This is a genomic window from Priestia sp. YIM B13490, assembly GCF_042787735.1.
Classification (GTDB): domain Bacteria; phylum Bacillota; class Bacilli; order Bacillales; family Bacillaceae_H; genus Priestia; species Priestia megaterium.
Map to the genome: position 1 here is coordinate 49679 of NZ_JBHZOT010000011.1, position 26198 is coordinate 75876.

24 protein-coding genes are annotated in these 26198 nt (G+C 34.1%); 19 read left to right on the forward strand and 5 right to left on the reverse strand.

What is annotated here, in order from left to right:
- Nucleotides 1-4: 4 nt before the first annotated feature.
- The 6 genes from hutP to ACFX4R_RS23845 all read left to right on the forward strand — a co-directional run bounded on the left by hutP (nt 5) and on the right by ACFX4R_RS23845 (nt 7881).
- Nucleotides 5-469: a histidine utilization transcription antiterminator HutP gene (gene hutP / locus ACFX4R_RS23820; protein WP_028408945.1), complete on the forward strand. Its 465-nt coding sequence runs from the start codon at nt 5-7 to the stop codon at nt 467-469.
- 310 nt (nt 470-779) lie between these two features.
- The gene (gene hutH / locus ACFX4R_RS23825; protein ID WP_377570529.1) at nt 780-2291 is read left to right on the forward strand and encodes a histidine ammonia-lyase; all 1512 of its coding nucleotides are present in this window, start codon (nt 780-782) and stop codon (nt 2289-2291) included.
- 217 nt (nt 2292-2508) lie between these two features.
- Complete coding sequence (gene hutU, locus ACFX4R_RS23830; RefSeq protein WP_377570531.1) at nt 2509-4167, forward strand: urocanate hydratase; 1659 nt, start codon at nt 2509-2511, stop codon at nt 4165-4167.
- A 19-nt stretch (nt 4168-4186) separates the two neighbouring features.
- Entirely contained in the window at nt 4187-5482 is a 1296-nt protein-coding gene (hutI, locus tag ACFX4R_RS23835; RefSeq protein WP_377570533.1) for an imidazolonepropionase, read from the forward strand.
- Complete coding sequence (locus ACFX4R_RS23840; protein ID WP_098792348.1) at nt 5457-6440, forward strand: agmatinase family protein; 984 nt, start codon at nt 5457-5459, stop codon at nt 6438-6440. Before hutI ends, ACFX4R_RS23840 begins: the two co-directional genes overlap by 26 nt.
- A gap of 106 nt (nt 6441-6546) precedes the next feature.
- A complete protein-coding gene (locus ACFX4R_RS23845; RefSeq protein WP_377559511.1) occupies nt 6547-7881 on the forward strand; it encodes an MFS transporter in 1335 nt (444 codons plus the stop codon).
- Nucleotides 7882-8450: 569 nt separating this feature from the next.
- On the opposite strand, the gene ACFX4R_RS23850 is transcribed toward ACFX4R_RS23845, so the two are convergent.
- The 5 genes from ACFX4R_RS23850 to ACFX4R_RS23870 all read right to left on the reverse strand — a co-directional run bounded on the left by ACFX4R_RS23850 (nt 8451) and on the right by ACFX4R_RS23870 (nt 12930).
- Complete coding sequence (locus ACFX4R_RS23850) at nt 8451-8897, reverse strand: NmrA family NAD(P)-binding protein (protein WP_483879960.1); 447 nt, start codon at nt 8895-8897, stop codon at nt 8451-8453.
- 193 nt (nt 8898-9090) lie between these two features.
- Nucleotides 9091-9699, reverse strand: coding sequence for a response regulator transcription factor (locus ACFX4R_RS23855; RefSeq protein WP_080781677.1), 609 nt, complete (start codon nt 9697-9699; stop codon nt 9091-9093).
- Nucleotides 9671-11821 (reverse strand): sensor histidine kinase, encoded by a 2151-nt coding sequence (locus ACFX4R_RS23860; protein WP_377570537.1) that lies wholly within the window; start codon nt 11819-11821, stop codon nt 9671-9673. Before ACFX4R_RS23860 ends, ACFX4R_RS23855 begins: the two co-directional genes overlap by 29 nt.
- Nucleotides 11808-12770, reverse strand: coding sequence for a polyprenyl synthetase family protein (locus tag ACFX4R_RS23865; protein WP_377570539.1), 963 nt, complete (start codon nt 12768-12770; stop codon nt 11808-11810). The genes ACFX4R_RS23860 and ACFX4R_RS23865 overlap by 14 nt, the downstream gene beginning before the upstream one ends.
- Nucleotides 12757-12930, reverse strand: a complete 174-nt coding sequence (locus ACFX4R_RS23870; protein ID WP_165574753.1) for a hypothetical protein — start codon at nt 12928-12930, stop codon at nt 12757-12759. Before ACFX4R_RS23870 ends, ACFX4R_RS23865 begins: the two co-directional genes overlap by 14 nt.
- A 223-nt stretch (nt 12931-13153) precedes the next feature.
- Between ACFX4R_RS23870 and ACFX4R_RS23875 the strand changes: the two genes are divergently transcribed.
- The 13 genes from ACFX4R_RS23875 to ACFX4R_RS23935 all read left to right on the forward strand — a co-directional run bounded on the left by ACFX4R_RS23875 (nt 13154) and on the right by ACFX4R_RS23935 (nt 26144).
- Nucleotides 13154-13294: a gallidermin family lantibiotic gene (locus tag ACFX4R_RS23875; protein ID WP_043981766.1), complete on the forward strand. Its 141-nt coding sequence runs from the start codon at nt 13154-13156 to the stop codon at nt 13292-13294.
- Between the two features lie 75 nt (nt 13295-13369).
- Entirely contained in the window at nt 13370-13510 is a 141-nt protein-coding gene (locus ACFX4R_RS23880) for a gallidermin family lantibiotic (protein ID WP_043981766.1), read from the forward strand.
- Nucleotides 13511-13584: 74 nt separating this feature from the next.
- A complete protein-coding gene (locus ACFX4R_RS23885) occupies nt 13585-13725 on the forward strand; it encodes a gallidermin family lantibiotic (RefSeq protein WP_043981766.1) in 141 nt (46 codons plus the stop codon).
- A 74-nt stretch (nt 13726-13799) separates the two neighbouring features.
- Nucleotides 13800-13940 (forward strand): gallidermin family lantibiotic, encoded by a 141-nt coding sequence (locus ACFX4R_RS23890; protein WP_043981766.1) that lies wholly within the window; start codon nt 13800-13802, stop codon nt 13938-13940.
- An 85-nt stretch (nt 13941-14025) separates the two neighbouring features.
- On the forward strand, nt 14026-17244 hold the full coding sequence (locus ACFX4R_RS23895) for a lantibiotic dehydratase (protein WP_322552759.1): 3219 nt from the start codon (nt 14026-14028) through the stop codon (nt 17242-17244).
- On the forward strand, nt 17210-19093 hold the full coding sequence (locus ACFX4R_RS23900) for an ABC transporter ATP-binding protein (protein WP_043981768.1): 1884 nt from the start codon (nt 17210-17212) through the stop codon (nt 19091-19093). The genes ACFX4R_RS23895 and ACFX4R_RS23900 overlap by 35 nt, the downstream gene beginning before the upstream one ends.
- 17 nt (nt 19094-19110) lie before the next feature.
- Nucleotides 19111-20469, forward strand: coding sequence for a lanthionine synthetase C family protein (locus tag ACFX4R_RS23905; protein WP_322552758.1), 1359 nt, complete (start codon nt 19111-19113; stop codon nt 20467-20469).
- 25 nt (nt 20470-20494) lie between these two features.
- On the forward strand, nt 20495-21100 hold the full coding sequence (locus ACFX4R_RS23910; RefSeq protein WP_043981770.1) for a flavoprotein: 606 nt from the start codon (nt 20495-20497) through the stop codon (nt 21098-21100).
- Between the two features lie 86 nt (nt 21101-21186).
- Nucleotides 21187-21921, forward strand: a complete 735-nt coding sequence (locus tag ACFX4R_RS23915; RefSeq protein ID WP_322552757.1) for an ABC transporter ATP-binding protein — start codon at nt 21187-21189, stop codon at nt 21919-21921.
- Nucleotides 21918-22748: an ABC transporter permease gene (locus tag ACFX4R_RS23920; protein WP_322552756.1), complete on the forward strand. Its 831-nt coding sequence runs from the start codon at nt 21918-21920 to the stop codon at nt 22746-22748. The genes ACFX4R_RS23915 and ACFX4R_RS23920 overlap by 4 nt, the downstream gene beginning before the upstream one ends.
- A 17-nt stretch (nt 22749-22765) precedes the next feature.
- Nucleotides 22766-23527: an ABC transporter permease gene (locus ACFX4R_RS23925; RefSeq protein ID WP_043981773.1), complete on the forward strand. Its 762-nt coding sequence runs from the start codon at nt 22766-22768 to the stop codon at nt 23525-23527.
- Between the two features lie 24 nt (nt 23528-23551).
- Nucleotides 23552-24331 (forward strand): ABC transporter ATP-binding protein, encoded by a 780-nt coding sequence (locus ACFX4R_RS23930; RefSeq protein ID WP_043981774.1) that lies wholly within the window; start codon nt 23552-23554, stop codon nt 24329-24331.
- Nucleotides 24312-26144, forward strand: coding sequence for an FtsX-like permease family protein (locus ACFX4R_RS23935; protein ID WP_080781678.1), 1833 nt, complete (start codon nt 24312-24314; stop codon nt 26142-26144). Before ACFX4R_RS23930 ends, ACFX4R_RS23935 begins: the two co-directional genes overlap by 20 nt.
- Nucleotides 26145-26198: the final 54 nt, after the last annotated feature.

A 26198-nucleotide genomic window follows, 5' to 3' on the forward strand; every position in this document is an offset into this window, starting at 1 on the left:
TCTTATGAGCAATCAGGTTAAACAAAAGAATAATTTTTCAATGGGTAAGTTAACTTCTTTATTGGTTCTCTTGCATAATACTGAACTGGTGAAAGAAGTTGAACAAGAACTGGACTCAAGGGGTTATAACTATACAGTTGGAAAAGTGGGGGCTATGGAGCTATCAAAAGTAGTTGCTGCTGTTGAAACAAGTGCTAAAAATAACCATATTATAAATGCTAATTCGTATAGGGAAGTCCATGCTCTTTATCATGCCATATTGGAGGCAATTCAGGGAGTAAGTAGGGGGACTTTACAGTTAGGCGATATTTTACGTACAGTTGGTTTAACTTTTTCAATTGTCAGAGGAAATATCGACTCCTCTGGTTATGGTGGAGAATGGATTAGTGTATGCGTTTATGGAACTATAGGGGCTCCAAAAAAAGGATTTGAACATGATGCATTAGGTTTTGGGTTTAACCATATCTAAAAAAATCTATTCAAAGCAATTTAAATAAAAAATTTTAAATCTTTTAAAAAACAATTGACAAATTATTCAGATAAAGGGATACTAGTTTCAGACACATTAGTTGCTTTAAGCTTTAGACCTTAAAGTATAGATTTATTTAGCATTGTTAGTTATGTTTGTTTTAGATTTTAAAATTGTATTTAAAGCCCATAGTTTATTCAGTTTAGTTTATAGGGGGCTATATCAAAAAAGATTTGTTTCTTTTTTGATATAGCCCCTTTTTATGTTCAAAAAACAATAAGACTTTTTAATTTAAGAAGGAGTGATTAGAATGTTTGTTCAAATAGACGGTAACTCATTAACGTATGAACAAATTCATCAAGTTATTTATGAAGGTTATTCGGTTAAAATTAGTGATCACGCTCTAGAAAATATCAAAAGAAGTAGAGCTTTAGTGGAGGATAGTATTACCAATAACAAGGTAATTTACGGTGTGAACACAGGGTTTGGGAAATTCAGTGACACAGTTATTTCAAAGGATGATTTAGCTGACTTACAAATCAATTTAATTCGAAGCCATGCTTGTGGGCTTGGGGAGCCATTTCCTATGGAAGTAAGCCAGGTTATGTTACTTCTAAGAGCTAATGCATTAGCGAAAGGCTATTCAGGAATTCGTCTAGAAACACTGCAGTTATTAATAGATTGTTTAAATCAAAATATCGTTCCAGTTATTCCTAGTCAAGGATCGCTAGGAGCAAGTGGTGATCTAGCTCCTCTATCGCACTTAGCCCTATTATTAGTTGGAGAAGGAGAAGCCGTTTTTAATGGTGAAAAAATGTCAGGTGCAGAAGCATTGAAATTAGCAGGTCTTCAACCAATCAAATTGCAAGCTAAGGAAGGGCTTGCTTTAATCAATGGAACCCAAGCCATGACTGCTGTAGGTGTGGTTGCTTATATGGAGGCTCAAAAGTTAGCTGACCTTTCAGATGGAATTGCTTCCCTAACATTAGAAGGTTTACAAGGAATTGTTGACGCTTTCACACCAGAATCTCATTCTGTAAGACCTTACCCTGAACAGAAACAAGTGGCTGAACGAATTCTTTCTTACCTTGACGGTAGTCAACTAACAACTACTCAAGGACAAATTCGAGTTCAAGATGCGTATTCATTACGATGCATCCCACAAGTCCATGGTGCTATTCAACAAGTTTTAAATTATGTAAAAGAGAAACTATCGATTGAGATAAACTCAGCAACCGATAATCCACTAATCTTCTCGGACAGTGGAAATGTTATTTCCGGTGGAAACTTTCATGGTCAACCTATTGCTTTTGCGATGGACTTTCTTGGAATTGCAATGTCTGAAGTAGGAAATATTTCTGAAAGACGTATCGAACGATTGGTGAATCCCCAACTAAGTGATTTACCGGCATTTTTAAGTCCTGACCCTGGTCTTCAATCAGGCTTAATGATTACTCAATATGCTGCTGCTTCATTAGTTTCGGAAAATAAGACGTTAACTCATCCTTCTAGTGTAGACTCTATTCCATCTTCTGCTAATCAAGAAGATCATGTGAGTATGGGAACAACTGCTGCTCGCCATGCTTATCAAATTATTCAAAATAGTAGAAGGGTACTTGCCATCGAAGCTATCTGTGCTGCTCAGGCTGCTGATATTAGAGGTGTAAGTAAGTTAGCTCCAGAAACAACGAAACTTTATTCAAGAATTAGAAAATCCGTTCCAACAATTACAAAAGATCGAATCTTCTCACGTGATATTGAAAAATTGGCTGCTGATTTAAAAGGGGTTGTAAAAGAAGTTAATTACGAAATGGTACGTTAATGAACGTGTAAAGTCGTTTTTATTATAAAACTCTAGCATAAACTTATTAAAATATTAGGGTATCAATCTTTCTTTTTCTCAATTATAAAGATTTACGAGATTTCCTGCGTAAAGTAAACCCGTATGAAATGTGGCCAGATTACAAGTAATTATCTATGAGAATAAATTTTAAAAAACAGTTTAAAATTATTTGAATTTATTTATAGGGGGAAGAAATATGACTACTGAACAAAAAGTAATTAAGGCGCCTCATGGAAAGGAATTAAATACAAAAGGTTGGGTACAAGAGGCAGTTCTTCGTATGTTAATGAACAATTTAGATCCAGAAGTAGCAGAACATCCGGAGAAACTAGTTGTATATGGGGGAATAGGGAAGGCAGCTCGAAATTGGGATGCATTCAATCGTATCGTAGCCACTTTGAAAGATCTAGAAGAGGATGAAACATTATTAGTACAGTCTGGAAAACCAGTAGCTGTTTTTAAAACTCATAAAGATGCACCACGTGTACTCTTAGCTAACTCCAATATTGTTCCGGCCTTTGCAAATTGGGAAAAATTCCATGAACTCGATAAAAAAGGATTAATGATGTATGGGCAAATGACAGCCGGTAGCTGGATTTATATTGGAAGTCAAGGAATTGTACAAGGTACGTATGAAACATTTGCTGAATGTGCGAAACAACATTTTAATGGTAGTCTCGAAAGTACCATTACCGTAACAGCTGGATTAGGAGGCATGGGAGGCGCTCAGCCATTAGCCGTTACAATGGCAGGGGGCGTAGTCATTGGAATTGATGTTGACCGAACACGTATTGAAAAACGAATTGAAACACGCTATTGTGACGTTGTGTTAGAAAGCCTAGATGATGCCATTGCTCTAGCACAAGAAGCAAAGGACTCAGGAAAAGCACTCTCAATTGGTTTGGTTGGAAACGCAGCTGAAGTACTTCCTCAAATGATTAAACGCGGATTTATTCCAGATATTGTAACGGATCAGACATCCGCACATGATCCATTAAATGGATATCTTCCAGTAGGCTTTACCTTAGAGCAAGGGGAAGTATTACGTACTGAAAACCCTGAAGAATATGTAAGGAAGTCTAAGGCGAGTATGGCTGTTCATGTTCAGGCTATGTTAGATATGCAGAAAGAAGGAGCCATTGCTTTCGACTACGGAAATAATATTCGTCAAGTAGCGTTAGATGAAGGCGTAAAAGACGCGTTCAACTTTCCAGGTTTTGTACCTGCTTATATCCGTCCTCAATTCTGTGAAGGAAAAGGACCTTTCCGTTGGGTAGCTTTATCAGGTGATCCAGAAGATATTTATAAAACAGACGAAGTTATTTTACGTGAATTCTCATATAATATCCATCTTTGTAACTGGATTAAAATGGCGAGAGAAAAAATTGAATTTCAAGGATTACCGGCACGTATCTGTTGGTTAGGATATGGAGAACGTGCACGATTTGGAAAAATCATTAATGAAATGGTTGCATCTGGAGAACTTTCAGCACCTATTGTTATTGGTAGAGATCATTTAGACGCGGGATCTGTTGCTTCACCAAACCGCGAAACAGAAGCGATGAGAGACGGCAGTGATGCTGTAGCAGATTGGCCTATTTTAAATGCACTAGTTAATACAGCCGCAGGGGCAAGTTGGGTATCTGTTCACCATGGTGGTGGCGTAGGCATGGGATATTCTCTTCACGCAGGTATGGTCGTAGTAGCAGATGGTACGGAAGATGCGGCTAAACGTCTTGAACGCGTATTAACAACAGATCCTGGTATGGGCGTAGTTCGTCATTTAGATGCAGGCTATGAATTAGCCATTCAAACTGCCAAAGAAAAGGGCATGAACATTCCAACATTAGACTAAAAGAAAAGGAGTGAGCATTATGTCATGTATTACGTATATTAGATGTGCTTCACAACTGATTACAGTTAGGGGCGGAACTAAAGAACCAAAACGCGCTCAAGATATGTCCGATATCGGTATTATCGAACATGGTAGTGTTGTAGTGGAAAATGGGTTGATTACATTTGTTGGATCAGATGTTGAAGCAGAACGCTATATTCATACTTTGAATGGACATATAAATACGATTGATGCTTCAGGAAAGATTGTTACTCCAGGTCTAATTGATGCTCATACTCACATTGTGTTTGGGGGCAGTCGTGAAAAGGAACTAGAGATGCGATTAAACGGAGCTAAATATATTGATATCCTAAAAGCAGGCGGAGGAATTCTTCAAACAACAACAAGTACAAGAGAAGCTACAGAAGAACAACTGATCCAAGAAACCTCTAAACGCCTGAATCGTTTTCTACAATATGGAGTTACGACGGTTGAAGCGAAAAGTGGATATGGTTTGACACTGGAAGATGAATTGAAACAGCTACGAGCAGCAAAAAAGCTACACGAAAAACACCCTGTTGATTTAATTTCTACCTTCATGGGAGCTCATGCTGTTCCAGTTGAATATAAAGAAAACCCAGACGAATTTGTTCGTTTAGTGATAGAGGAAATGATTCCAAGAGTTGCAGAAGAAAATTTAGCTGAGTTTTGCGATGTTTTTTGTGAAGAAGGAGTCTTTACAGTTGAACAGTCGGAGCAAATTCTTGAGGCAGGAAAAGTCTACGGATTAAAGCCAAAAATACATGCAGATGAAATTGTTCAATTTGGCGGTGCAGAACTTGCAGCAAAAGTAGGGGCTGTTTCAGCCGACCATTTATTACATGCATCTGATGAAGGTATTAAACAAATGGCTAAAAGTGGGGTTATTGCAGTCTTGTTGCCAGGTACAGCGTTCTTTTTAATGGAGAAGCCTGCGAATGCAAGAAAGATGATTGAAGCTGGAGTTCCGGTTGCCCTTTCAACTGATCGTAACCCAGGGTCATCACCTACTGAATCATTACCTTTTATTATGAATCTAGCATGTCTTACGATGAAGATGACGCCAGCCGAAGTCCTAACAGCATGTACAATTAATGCAGCTCATGCCATTGGAAGAGCTGATGAAGTTGGGAGTATCGAAGTAGGAAAGAAAGGGGACCTTGTTTTATTTGATGCACCAAATTATCAAACGTTGCAATATAACTATGCAGTGAACCTTGTAGATACTGTGATTAAAAAAGGTCAAGTGATTGTGGAAGGTGGGGTCTTACGTGACGTACCCGTACCCACAACTTAATCGTCCCTCTTTTCATTGGGAAAGACAGCGTTCAACTGAACCTAAGGTAAGTGATTGGATCGAGACTTTTGAAGTGCAAGATGAAATAGATTTTCAAGCTGTAGATGTAACCGTTTTGGGAGTCCCTCTTTCGAGATCTTCTATTAGTGCCTCAGGGGCAAGTGAAACACCCCTTGCCATGAGGCAACTATGGAAATCGTTTAATCCGTATCACATTGAATATGATACGGATTTGACCTCCTTATCGGTTTTAGATTTAGGCGATGTCAAACAGCATGTAACAGATATTTCACTTTCTCATCAGTATATTAAAGAAGCAATGATTTCAATGCGGAAATATCACCCCCATACACTGCCTATCATGTTAGGGGGAGATCATTCGATTACGGCTATGTTAGTAAAAGGCTGGAAAGAGTCGCATCCAGAACAACGTATAGGCATTCTTCAATTCGATACACATTTCGATTTACGCAGTTTAGAAGATAACGGACCATCAAATGGAACGCCCATTCGAAACCTAATTGAGAGTGGTAACGTTGAAGGCAAAAACGTTTGGAATATTGGCCTGCATGGGTTTTATAACTCTAAATCTCTCAAAGAGTATGCAGATACCCACAAGGTTAATTACGTGACCTTACTTCAAGCTAGAAAAACAGGAATCTCTAATACAGTTGAAAAAGCCTTAGACGATTTAGCTAAGAAAGTGGATGCCATTTATCTTACAGTAGATATGGATGTTCTTGATATCGCTTATGCCCCTGGTGTACCAGCAGGAACTACAGGAGGAATGAGAACCGATGAATTGTTCGAAGCGATATATATTGCTGGTTCACACCCATTAGTCCAAGCGATGGATATTGTATGTTTAGATCCCTTACGTGATAAATCAGGAATTACTATTAAAGCAGGAGTTCATGTATTCTTAAATTTTTTAACAGGCTTTGCAAGTAGGAAATAAAATATTGACCTCCTTATTCTTTTGAAAGTGCCAAATTTCTAGACATTTATTATGAAGCTTTCTATCTCAGTAAGAAGAGTGACCAAATGAGAGAGGAGAGAAATAATTGGTGAAAAATAATTATCGCTACTTTATTATTTTTATGATTGTTATTATAACCATCATAAATTACATAGATAGAGGAGCACTTTCATATGCTCAGGCTGAAATTATTCAAGAATTCAACTTAAATCCAGTAAGCTGGGGAGCAATTTTGGGTTATTTTGGCTATGGTTATATTTTCGGAGCACTATTTGGAGGAGCATTAGCAGATAAGAAAGGTCCTAAGTTTATGTGGATTCTTGCTGGAACTACATGGTCAATATTTGAAATTGGCACTATATTTGCTGGTCACATAGGTGCAGCATTTTTTGGAGGTTCTGCATTAGCTGCTTTTGCGGTATTTCGTGTTTTATTTGGTCTGGCTGAAGGGCCTACTTTATCTACAATGAACCGAACAATGGCAAATTGGGTGTCCCCAAAAGAAAAAGGTTTTTCTGTAGCACTTGGCTTAGTTGGAACTCCAATTGGAGCATTGGTCACGGCACCTATTGTAGTGGGGCTTCTCACGTTCACTAATTGGAAGGTAACATTTATTATTCTTGGCTTATTAGGTTTTATTTGGGTATTAATATGGAGAAAAATATTTACAAATTTACCTGAAGATCATCCGATAGTTTCAAAAATTGAACTTCAAAAAATTCGAAGCACGGATAATTTAATAAAAGGTGAATTACAATTAGATAAAACAAATCCCCAAAATGTTCCTTGGTATTATTTTTTTAAAAACCCTACATTAGTCATGAACGCTATTGGGTACTTTGCATTTTTGTATGTCAATATCCTATTACTAACTTGGACTCCAAAATATCTGCAAGATGAATTTAATTATTCTTTAGCTTCTCTTTCGTATATAGGTATGATCCCATGGGTAGGTGCTATTGTTACAGGATTAATAGGAGGGAAAATTTCGGATAAATTACGTGAGAAAACTGGAAATTTACGTATAGCTAGATCCTGGTTCACAGTAGTCTGCTTATTTTTTACAGCTATTTGTTTTATGCTGATCTCAACGGTTGGAAGCGCGGCCTCAGTGCTTTTATTAATGTGTATAGGTAATGCCTTTAATTATCTACCCAATTCGATCTATTGGACAGTTGTTCTTGATACAGAGCCCAATAAAGCAGGAACTTTTGGGGGAGTAACTCATTTTATTGCAAACCTGGCAACTATCATTGCGCCTACGCTAACAGGAAGCCTTGTTGCGACACATGGGTATAATGCTATGTTTACTGCTGCTGCCATTGCTGTAATAATTGGAATGGTATCTATGATATTTGTGAAACCAGGACAACGAAGTCATATATCGGATATGCATAATGAGGAAAACATTATATTGTAAGAACTATTATTCTTTTATAGGATAAAAAGCTTCTAAAGAAAAAAGATGGTTAATCTAAGAATTCAGAAATATAAAACTATAAAAATTTATATGCTTTCTTAAAAAAGATATTTTGTTAAGTTACAAAATGATAAAAATATTTATGCCCATGTTAAAGAGCACTCCTGTTATTTGAATGGAGGAGTGCTCTTCTACATTCAAATTTGTATGACAACCTATCAGTTTGTGTGTTATAATAACTATAGACCTAATCTTTTTTATACTTTAGTATAGAAAACTTAAATTCTCAAGAAGTACCCTTATTCTCCAATGCCATTAACGATGAGGGTGCTTTTTTCTATGTGAAAAATTCATGGGTGCTTGCCAACTGTATGATACGAATATGTTTTGATAAAAATACATAGCGAACAGGTGTAATCAACATGACAGAAAGGAAGAGGGTGGCTCAGTCTTCTGGCTGCAACTCCAAATAAAATATTAAATAAAAAAGAGCTTATTTCTTTTTCTAGTTTACATAAGACGTGTTCTAGGTATTAACTAAAGAGTTATATATTATTAAGTTAAGCTGCTTACACTCTATTTACCTTAATGTCGTTTTTATATTTCTCAGCCCATTCATTAAAAGAAGTTAATTTAACATTATAAGGTTTCAATGAATTAATATTTACTGTGTATCCAACTTTATTATTCCATTCTTGAGATCTTACTAGACCATGCAAGATACCTTGTTCTTCAGCTTCTTGAGGACTAAGTGAAAGAGATATAATACTTTCTCCTGTAACACTTGCCAGTATTTCTGCTACTTCTTTCATTGTCAAACTCTCTGAAGCCAACTCAATACTTTTTTTGTTGAATTTCTCAGAGTTGTCAAATGCAGCAATAGCATCTGCTGCAATTAAATCTAAACTTGTCTCTGCTAACATAGCCGTTCTTACTTCTCCTTGTTGTAAATGAGGAAACATAAAAGTAGATTTAGGTTGAGCAAAATTATCCATCATGAATGCTGGCTTTAGTATTGTCCAAGATGAAAATCTTTCTTTAAAACCTTTTCACAATGTGAGGGAGGAATGGAGATCACAACAAATGTATAGGTAGCTATTCGATAGGTGAATGTTAGAGGTTTTCGTATATAAATTTATAATATATTAACAAGAAAGCGCAAGACACAGTGTCTAGCGCTTTTTATTACAAAACTGTCATTTCTAAGTTTTAAAAGTCTTCAATTAATCCTTTTTTAATTCCTTTTACTACTGCTCCTACTCGTGAATCTACATCTAGTTTTCTAATAATAGAAGAAATATGATATTCTACTGTTCTTTTGCTAATCGAAAGATCCATACTAATTTCGTAATTAGTCTTATCTTTGGAAATTAAAAGAAGTATCTTTTGCTCTGCAGAAGTAAGGGCTTCAAAATCCTTTGTACTAATTTGGTTTTTAGAAAATAGTATATAACCCATATTGCTTTGACGGATAGCATTAGCTAGATCGAAAGCAGATCTTTCTTTTGTAATATACGCACTAGCGCCGGCTTTGAATGCTGCATTGTAGTATTCTTCATGATCATACCCTGATAAAATAACAACTTTTGTTTCTGGAAATTTAGATAATAGTTCTTTTGTTAACTCAATTCCGTTAAATTCTTTCATACGAACATCTGTAACTACTACATCAGGGGATGTAGTTCCTACAACTTCAAGTAAAGAAGAAGGATCACTGACCGTATCTATAATCTCAATGTCTTCTTCACTTTCTAGTAATCTTCTAATCCCTAACATTACAAGTAAATGGTCATCCACTAGTAGCGTACGTATACTCATCTTTATCCCCCCAGTCCAATGGAATAGTGAATGTGACGAAAGTACCTTGTCCTTTATCAGAAGAAATTCTTATACTCCCATTTAATTCGGCAATTTGGCGATGAATAGTTAATAAACCAAGGTGGTTACCTTTACTAAAATCAAAGAAATTGTCCGGGACATCAAATCCTATTCCATCATCTTTTACACTGCACTGGTAGAAACCATTCTCTTCTAAAATAAGAACCGTAATGTTTTTACCTTTTGAGTGTTTAACAGCATTGTTTAACAGCTCTTTTATTATACGATAAACTTGTATTTCATGATTTTTGGAAATGATTTTGAACTCACAATTAAATTGAACATGAATTAAAATACTATAGTTTAATTCAAATTCCCGTTTTAAAGACTGTAAACTTGGCTCTAGGCCCAAATCTTCTACGATGATAGGGTGAAGGTCATGACACATCTTTCGAATGTTATAAATCATTCCTTCAAGTTGATCATCCATTTCATCTAGTAAAGTCACTGAGAAATTTCTTTTTGTTTGCATTATTCTAACTTCATTTAATTGTAAAATCAGACTCTGAAGGATTTCATCATGTAAGAAGATAGACAATCTTTTCCTCTCGTTTTCTAGAGACTGAATTACTTGATGGTTAAATTGGTTCCAGTTCTTAACTCTTGTCTTGGTTCGACGTAGTTGCTTTTCATTAATATTGAGAATAGCTGCACTTGAAAGTATATCTGCTGATTCACATATTAGTTCTTTAAGCTCATTGAACTCTTTCCCTTGGAAGAGGGTATGGTTGTTTTTCTCACCTATCACAATAACACCTTGAACTAATTGGTTTATTGCGATTGGAAAACAGATTAAGTGATATTTTTCAAAATGCATATGTATACTCGGGGTTTGATCTTCAATAAGAAGTATATCTTTTTCAAGCTTATTTATTTCATTAAGAAAGTTAAATTGATTCATGGTTTGGAAAATGCCCGTCTCATGTAATGAATGATATATATTATTAGAATTCCATACAATGCATAAACCATTGATATCAAACTTCTGATGAATAACTTTTCCTATAATTTTTGCAAGGTTTTTAGCATGCTTTTCTTTGGACAATGTTTGGAAAAGTTCAATTTCATTTAGGTCCGTAGTCTCTTTATTTTTTGTCTTTTTATGTATAAAAGTGTTAATACCTAACTTATAAAGGAAAATCGAGGACCATGCAGACAAAAGGCCTACACTACATATAACAAATAATTCTCTATTAGAAAGATGCATGAATTGTTTAATTAAAATACTAAAAAGTAAAAAGTTAAGTATGTAAAAAAGCAATATATTAATCCACTTAGTAATTTCCAATTCGACTTCAATAATTTCATGTTTCACCAGTAGATAAGAAGTCGTCAGTGGAAAGACTACAATGCTGGGCAAACAATAGACAAAAGGTATTTGAGATTCTCCAAAAATTAATCCAGGTATTAAGTTGAATAAAAAAAGTGGACCAAAGCTAAAAACAATTCCGAAAATCAAGATATATAACTGATTTCTTACTTTTAATGAATTGGTTTTTAGATGCAAAGATATAAAGAAAATACATCCAGAAATACTAAGAAACAAGTTACCAATTAATAACACTCTGTATATGTAAAAAAAATTAGAATGCTCTACATAACCAAGGTAATTGCAAATTAAGTAAACTACAGATGATAGAGTTGAGAAAATTAACGATAAAAAAATTATAATTTTCACATACTTAGGTTTAGTCGAAACTGGGAAGTGAGCAAAGAAACTTAGTAATAGGTAAGAGAGCATAAATACACTAATGATCTCTATACTTTTGAAAACTGGTATATCTTTACTGGACAAAACAGAGGTAGAAATAGCAATACCAGAGACGGATGTTAATAAGAAGAAATTTTTGATTACGATTGATTTTTGTTTCTTAAAAAAGCTAAATAATCCAATGCTGAAAAATATCAGACTAATAACACTTACTACATAAAAAGAATGTAAAGTTGGTGAATCCACAAATTTTCTAAAATCACTTAGATATAAATAATATCCGTTCACTATAAAAATTATTATGTACAAAGTGCCTAAAGGCAAACCAATTAATAAATTATGTTTGTTCATGCTGTTGACTCCTTTGTAGAAATAAAGATTTGAAGTATTTCATTTCTGTCTTTGAAAGCTTAAAATGCTCTTCTAAAAGCTTAAATGCTTTCATGTAGTAAAACCTAGATAAGATATGACAATAATCGATAGAGCCTGATTGTTCTATGTACTCCCTTATCAACTGTCTTTTTAAAGGAGAGGTCATGATTTCTTCATCTTTTAACTTATGAAAAAAATCATCTTGTGTATCACAGCTATACTCATAAGCTTTTAAAAAAGGAAGGTACGCTTTTAAATCTCGAAGATCACTTTTCTTGTCATTCAGTACGTCTGCAGCATCATTTCTCAATTGACCAGCTACACCTATATAATAAGTGATTTTTTTTAATATAACGTGTGAAGGATCGATAGCTTGGGCAATTATCTCTGTAAGTTTACCAGATTTTTGTTTAATCAGTTTAAAGTAATCTTCTTCAGTAGGTATAACTCGTTTATTTATAGAGAAACGGAAGTGAAGGTCTTGCCACTCGCCACTTCCCGACTCCATTATAAGGTTAAAGAGGCAATTGTCTTCATAAGAGGTTGAGATAGGTCTGAGGTATGAGAAGCCTTTTGCCAGTAGATATTGAGAAATAAGTATAAGGTATCGATCTTCATTTTGAAAGGTTGGAAGATTTGGATCGTCACAATCACATATATCATCTACTATGTCTGCAGATAAGAATATACATTCGATACCAAAAGCCCTTTCAAAATCTTCCTTTGTCATTTTTCTTCTTTTCAAAAAATAAGAGAGAGTAAGGTATAATTCTCCCCATGAAAATCCTGAAAGTTCTTGGTTTAATAATTTTCCTCTTTTAGAGAGCTGTTTTAGAGCAAGAAAGTCTACTTCTGCTCTTCCATTTTGCTTATAGCTAGAAAGATGTTGTTTAATGTGGTCAATTAAATCACTTCTAAACCCATTCATTCCCAGCCTCGTTCCCTAGAACTATACTTCTTGCATATTCATTTAATATAACTTTTTCTTCAGATGATAGGGCATTCAAAGATGGACATAACTCATAATTTTCAAAGGTAAGGTTATTTTTTTTCATTTCCATTAAAAAACTCCATAGTGTTTTAGTCATAAGAAAAACCCTCTTTCTAGAAAATGGTTATTAAACTACTATAAGTAAAAATCTACAATAGAACTATTTATTTTTCAATACTATACTTTTATGTATTTTTTTGCATATGCGGAAATTTACAAAATCTTATTGCGGTATATACGGATTCTTTATAAAAAAGCGTCTGGTAAATTAAATGTATAAGACATAACGTCTTAATAAAAACTTTCTGGAGGAATAAAAAATGAATAACGTAAAAAACCTTTTTGATTTAGATGTACAAGTAACAACAACTTCAAGTGATGTAGATCCGCAAATCACAAGTGTATCCCTGTGTACACCAGGTTGTGGAGATACAGGTAGCTGGAACAGCTTCTGCTGCTAATTAACAATAGAGTTTTATAAAAAAGGAAATGGACAAGATATAATTCTTAATAAAAACTTTCTGGGGGAATGAAAAATGAATAACGTAAAAAACCTTTTTGATTTAGATGTACAAGTAACAACAACTTCAAGTGATGTGGATCCGCAAATCACAAGTGTATCCCTGTGTACACCAGGTTGTGGAGATACAGGTAGCTGGAACAGCTTCTGCTGCTAATTAACAATAGAGTTTTATAAAAAGGAAATGGACAAGATATAATTCTTAATAAAAACTTTCTGGGGGAATGAAAAATGAATAACGTAAAAAACCTTTTTGATTTAGATGTACAAGTAACAACAACTTCAAGTGATGTAGATCCGCAAATCACAAGTGTATCCCTGTGTACGCCAGGTTGTGGAGATACAGGTAGTTGGAACAGCTTCTGCTGCTAATTAACAATAGAGTTTTATAAAAAGGAAATGGACAAGATATAATTCTTAATAAAAACTTTCTGGGGGAATGAAAAATGAATAACGTAAAAAACCTTTTTGATTTAGATGTACAAGTAACAACAACTTCAAGTGATGTAGATCCGCAAATCACAAGTGTATCCCTGTGTACGCCAGGTTGTGGAGATACAGGTAGTTGGAACAGCTTCTGCTGCTAATTAGAAGTCGAAAAGGAGGGAAACAATGTTGTTCCCTCTTTTCTCTTCTTTTGAATTATATTATAAAAGGAAAGGGAGATAAAAATTGATAGTACAAAAAGAAAAATTCAATCATAAATCTAGTGTAACTACCGAAAATAATTTATTTGAACCTCTTCCATTTTTTATGTTAAGAACCCCGTTTCTACCAACCCACACCTTCGACCAACTTAAGGATGAAACAACATTAGTGGAAAAGTTAAGAGATTATGTGGAAAAAGATTATGTAAAAGAAGCCATTGCTATTGCAAGTCCTTCTCTATTAAATTCCCTTCATTATATACATGGTGATTTAAGTAATAGAAAAACCCAACAAGTTCTATCTTCTACATTGCGTTACATGTTGAGAATGACAACTAGACCAACTCCTTTTGGAGCTTTCTCGGGAGTAGCAGCTGGACAATTTAAAAAGACTTCTTCCCTAAAAATAGATCATTTCAAAGAGTTTAAAAAGAGGGCACGACCAGATATGGAGTGGCTTTTGGGAGTTATTTCAGTTTTAGAAAGAAGCAATATCCTTCCTTCTCTAATTGTAGATAAGAATCGTGCATCGTATGTAGTAGGCGATCGTCTTCATTTGCCATTTTCAACTGAATGTGGTCAACTTCGAAAAAAAGGAATGGATAAAAAGGAAAATATTTCTATAATGTACAACGAAGTGGTTGAAAAGGTTCTCAATTTAGCTGAGGAAAGAATAACGGTCAGAGAAATTACACAAAGGTTACATACTATTTATCCAAATACAGATTTGACAATAATTCAACGCTTTATTATACAGCTATTGGAACAAGAATATCTTATAACGGAACTAAGGCCTCCTTTAACTGTTGATAATCCATTTAATTATCTCCTTGGAAAATTAGAAGAAAAAGATGAGAAGATAGAGCTCTATGAGGGATTGTTAAAGGTAAGGGAACTAATCAATACTTATAATCAATTACCATTAGGAGAAGGCCTTTCTCTTTATAGTGATTTGATTTCACAAATGCGACAGATTAATGAAGTCACAACGCCTCTTCAAGTAGATTTCTCCTTAAATGCCACAGATTTAACTATTGGAGAAAAGGTAGGAGAAGACATAAGCAGAGCTGCTCAAATATTATGGTCGATAGCTGATGAGGGAGTTGGATTTCCTCATTTACAAAAATATCATGTTGATTTTTTAGAAAAATACGGAACATCTAGGGAAGTTCCTTTACTGGAATTATTAAGTGAGGAGTTAGGTCTCGGTGCACCTGCCTCTTATCAAAATCCCAAGGGGAAAAGGGGAGGAGATACTACCACCTCTTCTATAAATCAAGAACGTAATAGTCAGTTATCATATCTTCTTATTAGAGCTATTCATAATCAAGAAAAAGAAATCGAGATTACTGAAGAAATAGCTCAGAGATTGAGTAAAGAAAAAGATAGAAGATATGCGCCGGATTCTTTAGAAGTATATGGAGAGTTACATGCTGCTTCACAAGAAGACTTAGATCAAGGTAACTATACATTTTGTTTAAGTCCTAACCCTGGATCTAACGCCTTAGGTAGCACATTTGGTCGATTTTTAGATATCTTAGATCCGGATGTTTCGTTGAAAATACAACAGTATCAACAAAAAATTGACCTTGAATTCAACGAAGATACTGTGATGGTAGAAGGCTCCTTTCTTCCAGCAACTGGCCGATCAGCCAACGTAGCAATTGGAAAAACGACAAGAAAAGTGAACGTTACTTTGGGAACAAACGGTGATGAAGAGACAATCCAGTTACCTATCGATGATATTGTGGTAGGGGCATCGTTAGAGAACTTCTATATGAAGTCAAAAAAATTAGGCAAACGCATTAAAGTAGTAGCTGGTAACATGCTTAATTATCAAAGTGGACCTAATATTTATCGCTTTATGAGGGAGATTTCACTCAATGATTTAGACCAATGGCGACCATTCAATTGGGGAAGTATGACACACTCTCCTTACTACCCAAGAATTCGTTATAAAAACATCATATTTTCACCTAATATTTGGAAATTAAATAAAGATGTTTTCGGTATGAGAGAGAAACCTCAGAATGAGGAAGAATTTTTTAAAGCTTTTGAAGAGTGGCGTGAAAAGTGGGCAGTTCCTCGTAATGTATTTATGACTTACGGAGATAATCGCATCTTAATTGATTTGGAGAACACCTTACACCTACGTGAACTAAAAAATGAATTATTCAAGCAAGGAAGGTTACAATTAAGAGAAACTTTTCAAGAACGGGATCAAAATTGCTTAAACAGCCCTTTGGGGAAACATGCTGTAGAAATAGTTGTTCCATTAAAGAAAACAGAAAACACTGAGCGAAGAAAGAAAATTGGTGCAATAGGGGAAGCGAAAAAAGATATTGTAAGTAATAAAATAATCTACAAGTTGCCAGGGAGCGAGTGGTTATATGTGAAACTCTATGCTCCAAACACAAGAGAGAATGACTTAATATTAAAACATCTTACGCCTTTTGCTAGTGAAATGGTTAAAAGTGATATGGCATTATCCTGGTTTTTTATGCGTTACCGCGATCCAGATTCACATATTCGTTTACGGTTTCAGGGAGACCCTTCTAAGCTTAGTGGGCTAGTCCTTCCTCGTTTAAGGGAGTGGGCAGATAAACTAATGGATTTAGGATTAATCCAAAAGATTACTATCGACACATATGAACGAGAAGTAGAGCGTTATGGTGGTCCCATATTAATAGAAAAAGCTGAGGATTATTTTTATTACGATAGTCAGTCTGTAGCCATGATTCTTAGTACGTTAAACCAACAAAATCATCTTCCAGCTTATGTAATGGCATCACTTTCAATTATAGACATCATGGATAACTTTGGCTTGAATTACGAACAACAATTAGCCTCTATAGAAAATAATACAGAAAAATATGAGTATATAGATGAATTTAGACCATTTCGAAAAGAACTATCCCTAATAGGAGATTCACGAAATGATTGGGAAAACTTGCGTAATTATAATTCTGGAGTCGGCAAATCTATATATGGAAGCTTCTTGATTCGCAAAGAATCTTTAGCCCGTTATGTGATTGAAATTAAAGAGTTACAAAAAAGAGATATGCTTTGGAATGAGCACCAAATGATTATGGGAGCAATTATTCATATGTACTGTAATCGATTATTAGGAGCAAATAGAGAATTAGAAAAGAAAGCATTAGCTTTTACTAGACATATTTTGTCCAGCCAGAAGTATTGGAGGAATAAGAATGAAGAATACGCTAGATCCTACAATGGAAAATGAGAAGGTATCATTTGTTAGCATTCTAAAATCTTTTCGATACTGGCCGAATCTGTTTAAGCTTTTGTGGGAGACACACAGAGGATATTTCTTCTGTGTTCTTATCCTAAATTTTCTAAATGGGCTATTACCAGCTTCCTTGATTTTATCAATTAAATATCTTGTAAATATGGTCCAAAATCTGTATACCCAAGGGTACAAAGATAACTATTTTTACGACATTTTACCTTTTTTTATCTTCTTTTCAGTTGTCACTTTATTAACCAGCGTTACGGGTTCAATCCTAGAAACGCATAAGCAATTGTACAGAAATCTACTGTCTAACAAGATAAATGTAAAATTGATTGAAAAAGCGAAAAGATTACCTTATGCAAGCTTTGAAAATCCAGAGGTATATAATAAACTCCAACGAGCAAGGCAAGATTCTACGTATAAGCCGTTTGCTATTTTTGAAGAGTTAATGGGTATCGTAAAAGGTGCTATTACTTTAATTTCTATTTCAATAATTTTAATGGTTTGGAACTGGGAGTTTACGTTGATCTTAATTTTATTACCTCTAATATCTGCCTGGTCTATTGTGAATGTGGGAAAAGAAATATTTTTAGTAAGCCATAAGCGAGCAGAGGAGACAAGAAAACAGTTTTATTACTATTATCTAATGACCACTGATATTACTGTTAAAGAGGTTAAAATATTTGGATTAGGTAGCTTACTACTAAGAAATTATTCGGACTTATTTAGTAAGTTCTATAATCAGGATCGACATTTGCTTTTAAAAAAGATGAGAATTGATTTATCTTTTCAATTGATAAGTGTAGTTTTTGTAATATTCATTCAATTTATGATCGTTAGGGATACAATCCAAGGGTTAATTGCTATTGGTAGCCTTATTGCTTATTTTCAAGCTGTCAACACGACTCAAAAAACGTCAAATGAGTTAATGTATATGATTTTTAACATGCATCAGAACAATCTATATATGACACAATTATTTTCCTTCCTTAACGTTCCGGAAAACACAGCTAAACCTAGTGTCTCCGAGAAAAAAACATTAGAAAATATCTCTTCAGTGGAAAAAGGTATTCAATTTTTAAATGTATCCTTTAAATATCCAGGACAAGAAAATTACACATTAAAAAATGTTAATTTTCATATTAAACCTGGAGAGACTTTGGCTTTAGTAGGATCTAATGGATCTGGAAAATCAACAATTGTTAAGCTACTAACACGACTATATACAGATTATGAGGGACTTATTCTCTTAGATGGTAAAAGAATTGAGGACTATCAGCCGCAGGATTGGCAGGATAGAATTAGTGCTATTTTCCAAGATTTTGTGAGATATGAGTTAGATGTCAAAGAAAACATTGGTTATGGTGATTACAAAAGGTCTAATCATTTAGTAGCTATACAAGCAGCAGCTAAGAGGTCCGGAGCGCTTACAATGATTGATAGCTTGCCTGATAAAATGGATACTCAGCTTGGAAAAACTTTTGCTAACGGTATTCAATTATCTGGAGGCCAATGGCAAAGAATTGCTATTGCACGAGCCTATATGAGAAGAGCAAGTTTATACATTCTTGACGAACCGACTGCTGCTTTAGATCCAGCTGCCGAAGAGGAAGTTTTTCAAGATTTTCAAGAGATTGCCCAGAAAAGTATGGGACTTTTCATATCTCATCGCTATTCAACTGTAAAATACGCTGACAGGATCATGGTACTTGATAAAGGAAAGGTCGCTGAGTATGGAACTCATGTAGAACTTTTAGATACAAATGGAATATACGCCAGATTATTTAATCTGCAAGCTAAGAGTTATATAGAAGCCAGTGCAACACAAGCAAGCTCATAAGGAGAAAGGAGAAAATTATGCCATCTATTACTGAACAAAAAACGTATTGGTTAAGGGGAATTGATAATGAGACAAGAAATAAAGCACTAAAATTAGTGTTAAGCATAGCTGCAAAGTTAAAGGATCCAAGTGGTGTAGAAAAAATAATAATGGCTCCTGATAACGTATCATTGGCAGGTAATTTGAATCCATGGGATCCTATCACATTGTCCCATGGTTTTCCAGGCACTATTTTATTATTTGGGGAACTTGACCGTCAGTTTCCTGATAGTGGGTTTGACCTTATTGCACATAACCATTTAGTAGAAGTACAGAAGGTTATTGAAAAGCAAGGGGTAAATAGTATTTCGATGTTTGGAGGTATAACAGGTGTCGCTTATGCCACGTTGTATATATCCCATAATTATGAGAGGTATTCTCGATTCCTCCAAGTCTTAAATAATTTTATATTGATGCAATTAGAAAAGATATTAAATGAACCAGAGAAGGAACCAGGTGTACACCCTCTAAAATATGATGTGATACAAGGAATGACAGGAATAGGTCGCTATCTCATTGAGAATACGAAGTATAAAGAAAATCGGGAAGCACTAAAAAAAATACTTACTTATTTTGTGGGTATGTCTTCTGATATCGAGGTATACGGTGAAAAAGTACCGGGTTGGTATGTTTCAAAAGCAAATCAACTACTAGAAAAAGATAGAATTATGTTTCCAGAAGGGAATTTTAATTGTGGTCTTGCTCATGGGATACCGGGTCCACTTTCTCTTATGGCTCTATCGATTCAAAAGGGAATTGAAATACCTGGTCAGAGGGAAGCTGTGCGCAAAATTACCAATTGGTTAATGAAGTGGAAACAAGTAGGTAGTGGTTGGCCTTCCAGACTAAGTTTTCAAGAAGTAGCTACTTCCAAAATCTCTCATACTTATCCAAAACGTCAGGGCTGGTGTTATGGAGATCCAGGCGTAGCGAGAAGTATATATTTAGCTGGAAAGGCCCTAGACGACACAGCAGCAATAAGGAGTGCAGTGGGAGCTTATCAGGACATACTGGTAGAACAAAAAGAAGAATGGGAATTAGTATCGCCAACATTTTGTCATGGAAGAGCAGGGTTATTACAAATGCTTATAAGGATGGCAAAAGATGAAGAGAATCAAATCCCAGTTCAATCAATAGTAGAGTTAGTACATTATATAGAAGAATCATATGATCCTAATGCACCCTTTGGTTTTAGAGATATAGAATTCAATGGAGAGAAGTCACATCAATTAAATAAGGCTGGATTACTCGAAGGTGTAACTGGCGTATTATTACCTTTACTAAGTTTAAGTTCAGTGGAAGAACCTTGGTGGGACGGGGCATTTTTACTTTCTTAATTAAGATTCAGGGGGGCTATGATAAATGGACGTTAAGAATATTGCAGAGAAAAAAATACTGGTAGGGGTAAGTGGATCGATTGCAGTGGCAGGCATTTTTCAATATTTAGCTATGCTAAAGGCAAACTTTAGTGAGGTAAAAGTTATAATGACGAAAGGTGCAGTTCAACTTATTCCAGCTGAGACAGTAAAGTTATATTGTGACGAGGTATTTATTGATGAAAAGCTTAGCTTGAGTGGAACCATAGGACATGTGGAATTAGCGAGGTGGGCCGATTTAATGGTCGTACTTCCAGCTACAGGAAACACATTATCTAAAGCAGCTCATGGTCTAGCAACTGATTTATTAAGTACGGTAATACTAGCTCATGATAAACCCGTTATCTTTTTTCCAAACATGAATAAATTAATGTGGGAAAAGAAAGTAGTTCAGCATAATGTTAAGCTACTACAACAATATGATCATATTGTTGTACCTCCTGTAAAAACAACAGCTTTTGAAATTGCAACTATGTCATTGAGGCCTAACTATGTGTTACCTAATCCGCAAAATATATTAAATATTATTTCTAAACAATTAGAAGAAAGAAATACACTATTGAATGTTTGTGAAAAAGTTGAAGTTCAATAAAAACTCACAAAAATGTGAGTTTTTTTCTTTTCTTTATTTTTTATTTATATTTGTCTTTTATATTAAACCATAAGGAGGGATTGAATATGAAAAAAGAAATTGTTTTAGAAGCAAATAACATCACAAAAGCAGTGGGTGGAAAGAATATTGTAAGCCAATTCTCAACTAAGGTGTATAAAGGAGATATATGCGGCTTCTTGGGACCCAATGGAGCAGGAAAAACAACTGTTATGCGAATGTTTACAGGACTTATTCGTCCTACTGAAGGCTCAATAATGGTAGGGGGTAAAGATGTAAATAAAGATAGACAACAGGCTTTAAGAAATGTAGGAGCAATTATAGAATCTCCTATCTTTTTCCCTTACATGTCAGGAAGAAAGATGTTACAAAATCTAGCGAGACTATATCCTGATCTATCGAGAAAAGAACAGTTAGAACAGGTGGAGGCAGCATTATCCATTGTAAGACTAACAGAGGATGCGGATGTAAAAATCAAGAATTATTCATTAGGTATGCGACAAAGGCTGGGAATTGCTCAAGCTCTCTTAGGAGAGCCAGATGTCATTTTATTAGATGAGCCAGCAAACGGTCTGGATCCTATGGGAATGAGAGAATTAAGAGAATTAATTCTTGAACTTCGAGAAAAGAAAAACCTAACATTTTTCATCTCTAGTCATTTACTTGATGAAATTCAACAAATGTGTGATCGTCTTGTCATTATTCGTAACGGTAAACTTGTTACACAAGGAAGCAAAGAGGAGTTAATTAAAGATCCAAGCAAGAGACTAGAGGATATATTTGTGGAGATGATGACATCATGAAAGGACTTTTCACTTCAGAGTTAGAACGATTATGGTCCCAAAAGATATCATGGATCATACTATTTTTTATACCCTTGATGTCAATAGGCTCAGTCAAATATTACTTGAGTTGGAATGAACGGGTGTCACCAGGGGAACCAGATTATGTAACTTCCTTAAACTTTCCTATAATCAGCATTTCTGAACATCTCGTTGTTTCTTTTAATATCATAGCTATAATACTAATTTCTACGGTTATAGCTAATGAGATAGAAAATGGGCAGTTAAGAATGATCCTCATTCGTCCTTTTTCTACAACTCAACTTTTTTTAGCAAAATTAGCTACTATTTTAACAACCATGTTCTTGTATTTAACTCTATTTTGGATTTTAAATACTGTTGCTGGTTATATCTTTTTTCCAAAGGTTGATACCTTAATAACATTTTTAGATGAGCAGAAATTATCTTTGACAGCAGCTTTATTATATAACTTAAAATATTTCTTTGCTTGTTTTGTGACAATGATTAGCGTTGTATCAGTTTTTACATTATTAGGATCGATAAGCAGAAGTACAATGATAACACTTGGTGCAGGGGTTGGCTTTATTTTCTTAGCAATTGCCATTCCTCAACTCTTAGAATTTTCCACACAAACTATTATTGGACACAATACAGTGGTTCACCTTATGTACATGTCTATTGTGAAAATTCAGCACACGGGAATAGCATTTTTACTTTCATCAACTAACAATCTAAATTCTTACATAATTTTAGTTCAAGCAGTATATATTGCTATATTTGGTTTAATTGGTTATTTGACGTTTGTGAAGAGAGATTATTTTATATGACTCAAGGAGGGTTTTAATTGAAAGCATTATTTATAAGCGAATGGGAGAGACTTTGGAGCCAGAGAAAAAGTAAATGGATGATTGGGATTTTTGCTGTGATTGTACTTCTTCAAGCTTGGTTCTTAAGGTACTATGGAGTTGGAATTTATAATAATGATCAGCAAATTCCTCTAAATACTTGGAATTTTCCATGGTTTTTATTAAAAGAATCTTCATTTTTACTTACATTAATCTTTATGCCAGTATTTTTTCTAAATAGCCTTAATGTAGAATATAACTCAGGAGCGTATCGCCTTTTTTTAATTAGACCTTTTAAAAGAAAATCATTCCTAATTTCAAAATGGTTCTCTCTTGCCTTAATGGTACTAGTACATTTATTAATTATTCTAGGGATCGGCATAGCGTTTGGTTTTATCTTCTTAAAACCAGATAATGATTTTATTTTTTATGGTCAACAGAAAAATGCTATAGAAGCTATATTATATACAGTACAAGTTTATGGTCTCTTTTTCATCATTCAAATGTGCTGTTTAGCTCTTGCTAGTTTAATTAGTGTAATAATTTCAAATGCGGTTATTAGCTTTTTCTTATTAATTGGGTTATATGTAGGTTGTTTGTATGTTTCTAGCCAACTTTCATTTTTCTTATTATCAGTCCAAAGTATCTTTCATACTCTTAGTACCGGTAGCAATTCTTTATATGCTTTTGCATTAATTATTATGGTAGTTGGTTTTGGTGCTTGCGTACGAATTTGGAGTAAAAAAGAATTTACTTCTTAAGCAAAAATAGGAGGGAAAACTAAAATGGCTATATTGGAAGCAAGAGAAATTAAAAAAGTTTATAAAACTAAGTACAGAGCGTATCCTGTCCTGAAAAATATAAGTTTAGATGTTGAAGAAGGAGACTTTGTAGCAATTATGGGTCCTTCGGGAAGTGGAAAGTCGACCTTATTAAATGTGCTTTCCTCCCTTGATATCCCCTCAGAAGGGGATATCAAGGTTGGAGGAACCACTCTAACAGGTATGAAAGAAGAACAGTTAGGTATTTATCGACGTGAACATATTGGTTTCATCTTTCAAAATTATAACTTGCTAGATCATTTGACTATCGAAGAAAATATTTTATTACCTGCTGCTTTAAAAAAAGGAGATAAGAAAGGTGTACAGAATAAACTTCAAACATTTGCTGAAGAATTAGAAGTGACAAAATTTTTAACTAAATATCCTTATGAAGTCTCTGGGGGACAGCAGCAAAGAGCTGCTATCATTCGTGCTCTTATTAACAATCCTGCTTTATTATTTGCCGATGAACCGACAGGGAATTTAGATTCTAAATCTGCTCAAAATGTTCTACATACTCTAAACGCATTAAATGAGAAGTACAAAACAACTATTCTAATGGTAACTCATGATTCTGTAGCTGCTAGCTTTTGTAACAGAGTCATATTTTTAAAAGATGGTAAAATTGTCCATGAGATGAAACGCTGCCAATTAGAAGATACATCTAAATTTAATCAAAGAATTTTATCATTTGTCGCTAAGGAAGTGGGGGATCGTAGTGTCAATGCGGAAATATATAATTAAGAATATAACCCGTAACCTTTCTCATTACACAGTATACATACTTAGTAGTATTCTTTCTGTAGCAATTTTTTATATGTACGCAGCCTTTCTGTTGTATCCAAAGGTTTCAGGAACGGAACAATTATTAATTGCATGTGAAATTATTATATTACTATTTTCTTGTTTTTTTATCGCATATTCACATGAGCATTTCCTTAGAGAAAGAAAAAAAGAAATGGGTATTTGGAAAACATTTGGAGCCTCTAGAAGGCAATTGTTTAACGTGCTCGTTTTAGAGAACGCCGTAGTTGGTACGTTTTCTATTTTAGTAGGTATTTTATTTGGAATGCTGTTATCAAAGATTTTCTTTAATTTTATGAGTGATATTCTATTTTTGAATCAATCGTTCATTTATACTTTCTCTCCCGTGGCTGTTTTTGTTACGGTTATTTTATTTGGAATAGTATTTTTACTTGTTTCATGTCGAAGTTACTTAAAAATTAAACGAATTGCAGTTCTAGAGTTATTTCAAGAAGAAAGAAAACCTAAACCTTCAGCTCAATTCTCTAGGATTAAATTCCTTTTATCTATCTGTTTTCTTTTAGCCTCTTATATATTTATTTCTTATGCATCTTTACCTATACTATTATTTTCCTTTTTACCCTTATTAGTCTTAGTACTAGTAGGCACATACCTATTCTGTTCAAATGGTTTAGTAGGTGTAATATCTTATTTAAATAATAAAGAAAAACGGCAGTTAAATGGGATAAAGATGTTAACTCTTATAAGTTTAAGAAAAAAATTATATTATAATTCAAAAATTATCTTTATCGTATCTATTCTATTATCTGCAATTATGATATCAATAGGTTCTATTCAGTTATATATAGAAAATAACAATCAAAGAATGCAAAGAACTCACCCTCAAGGAGCATTATTTGTTGTATCAAAGGGGAAGGAAAACAAAATAGAAGATAGTATAGATGAATTGAAGAGACAAGGAATAAAGGATTTACAAACGAAGAAATGGGAAGGACTAAAAATTTCTTTAGAGAGTGGGAACAAGGAATTTTTAGTAATACAGAATGATCCATCTTTTATAAAAGATGAAGATTCATTAAAAAATAACAATTATATTTTTAATAATAAAAAAAAGTATGATATTACTAATGGAATCGTAAAATTAAAATCTGAAAAAGGGGAGAGAGATCTAAAAGTTAAAGAGATGAACGGTAAAAGAGTTCTTAATCCCATAGATGGAATTGAGGGTATTATCTCTGTACCGGAAAATACTTTTAGTAAAATATATAGAATAACGATTTCTGAAAAGAAATTGTTACTTTATAAACTAGATTTTAAAGAGGATGCAAAAAGTTATAACCTCTTAAAAAAATTATCCGATACACCCTCGTTAAAATCGGGTAATCTTCATAGTGTTCGACTTCTCGATTATGAAAATACAGTTCAATTATCCTCAATACTGAGACTTACAGGACTGTTTATATGCTTAGTTTTGTTTCTTGCTTTAGCTAGTCTGCTTTGGTTTAAACTGTATGAAGATATGAATGATGATAAAAAAGTATTCCACTCATTACGAAAAGTTGGTCTTACAGATAAAGAAGTTAAAAGGACTTTGTATATTCAAATTTCAGTCATATTCTTTGTTCCTTTATTTATAGGGGGATTAAATTTATTTATAGCTACTAATGCCTTGCAAAATATATTAGAAGGAATTACAATTTATTCTATAATAGTAATATTTTTAATATTTGGAGTGTCTCAATTTATTATCTATCTTATTTCTAGTTACTTTTATTCTAAAAAGGTGCTATGAAAAGAAGGTATTTTTTGTCTAGGAGAGTACTAACTAATTGACCTCTCCTAGGTA

Coding starts and splice junctions, on each gene's coding strand:
- ACFX4R_RS23935 (WP_080781678.1), top strand. CDS start 24,312: ATGCGGAAATATATAATTAAGAATATAACCCGTAACCTTTCTCATTAC.
- hutP (WP_028408945.1), top strand. CDS start 5: ATGAGCAATCAGGTTAAACAAAAGAATAATTTTTCAATGGGTAAGTTA.
- ACFX4R_RS23880 (WP_043981766.1), top strand. CDS start 13,370: ATGAATAACGTAAAAAACCTTTTTGATTTAGATGTACAAGTAACAACA.
- hutU (WP_377570531.1), top strand. CDS start 2,509: ATGACTACTGAACAAAAAGTAATTAAGGCGCCTCATGGAAAGGAATTA.
- ACFX4R_RS23915 (WP_322552757.1), top strand. CDS start 21,187: ATGAAAAAAGAAATTGTTTTAGAAGCAAATAACATCACAAAAGCAGTG.
- ACFX4R_RS23910 (WP_043981770.1), top strand. CDS start 20,495: ATGGACGTTAAGAATATTGCAGAGAAAAAAATACTGGTAGGGGTAAGT.
- hutI (WP_377570533.1), top strand. CDS start 4,187: ATGTCATGTATTACGTATATTAGATGTGCTTCACAACTGATTACAGTT.
- ACFX4R_RS23930 (WP_043981774.1), top strand. CDS start 23,552: ATGGCTATATTGGAAGCAAGAGAAATTAAAAAAGTTTATAAAACTAAG.
- ACFX4R_RS23855 (WP_080781677.1), bottom strand. CDS start 9,699: ATGAGTATACGTACGCTACTAGTGGATGACCATTTACTTGTAATGTTA.
- ACFX4R_RS23875 (WP_043981766.1), top strand. CDS start 13,154: ATGAATAACGTAAAAAACCTTTTTGATTTAGATGTACAAGTAACAACA.
- ACFX4R_RS23890 (WP_043981766.1), top strand. CDS start 13,800: ATGAATAACGTAAAAAACCTTTTTGATTTAGATGTACAAGTAACAACA.
- hutH (WP_377570529.1), top strand. CDS start 780: ATGTTTGTTCAAATAGACGGTAACTCATTAACGTATGAACAAATTCAT.
- ACFX4R_RS23870 (WP_165574753.1), bottom strand. CDS start 12,930: ATGACTAAAACACTATGGAGTTTTTTAATGGAAATGAAAAAAAATAAC.
- ACFX4R_RS23860 (WP_377570537.1), bottom strand. CDS start 11,821: ATGAACAAACATAATTTATTAATTGGTTTGCCTTTAGGCACTTTGTAC.
- ACFX4R_RS23885 (WP_043981766.1), top strand. CDS start 13,585: ATGAATAACGTAAAAAACCTTTTTGATTTAGATGTACAAGTAACAACA.
- ACFX4R_RS23920 (WP_322552756.1), top strand. CDS start 21,918: ATGAAAGGACTTTTCACTTCAGAGTTAGAACGATTATGGTCCCAAAAG.
- ACFX4R_RS23900 (WP_043981768.1), top strand. CDS start 17,210: ATGAAGAATACGCTAGATCCTACAATGGAAAATGAGAAGGTATCATTT.
- ACFX4R_RS23865 (WP_377570539.1), bottom strand. CDS start 12,770: ATGAATGGGTTTAGAAGTGATTTAATTGACCACATTAAACAACATCTT.
- ACFX4R_RS23905 (WP_322552758.1), top strand. CDS start 19,111: ATGCCATCTATTACTGAACAAAAAACGTATTGGTTAAGGGGAATTGAT.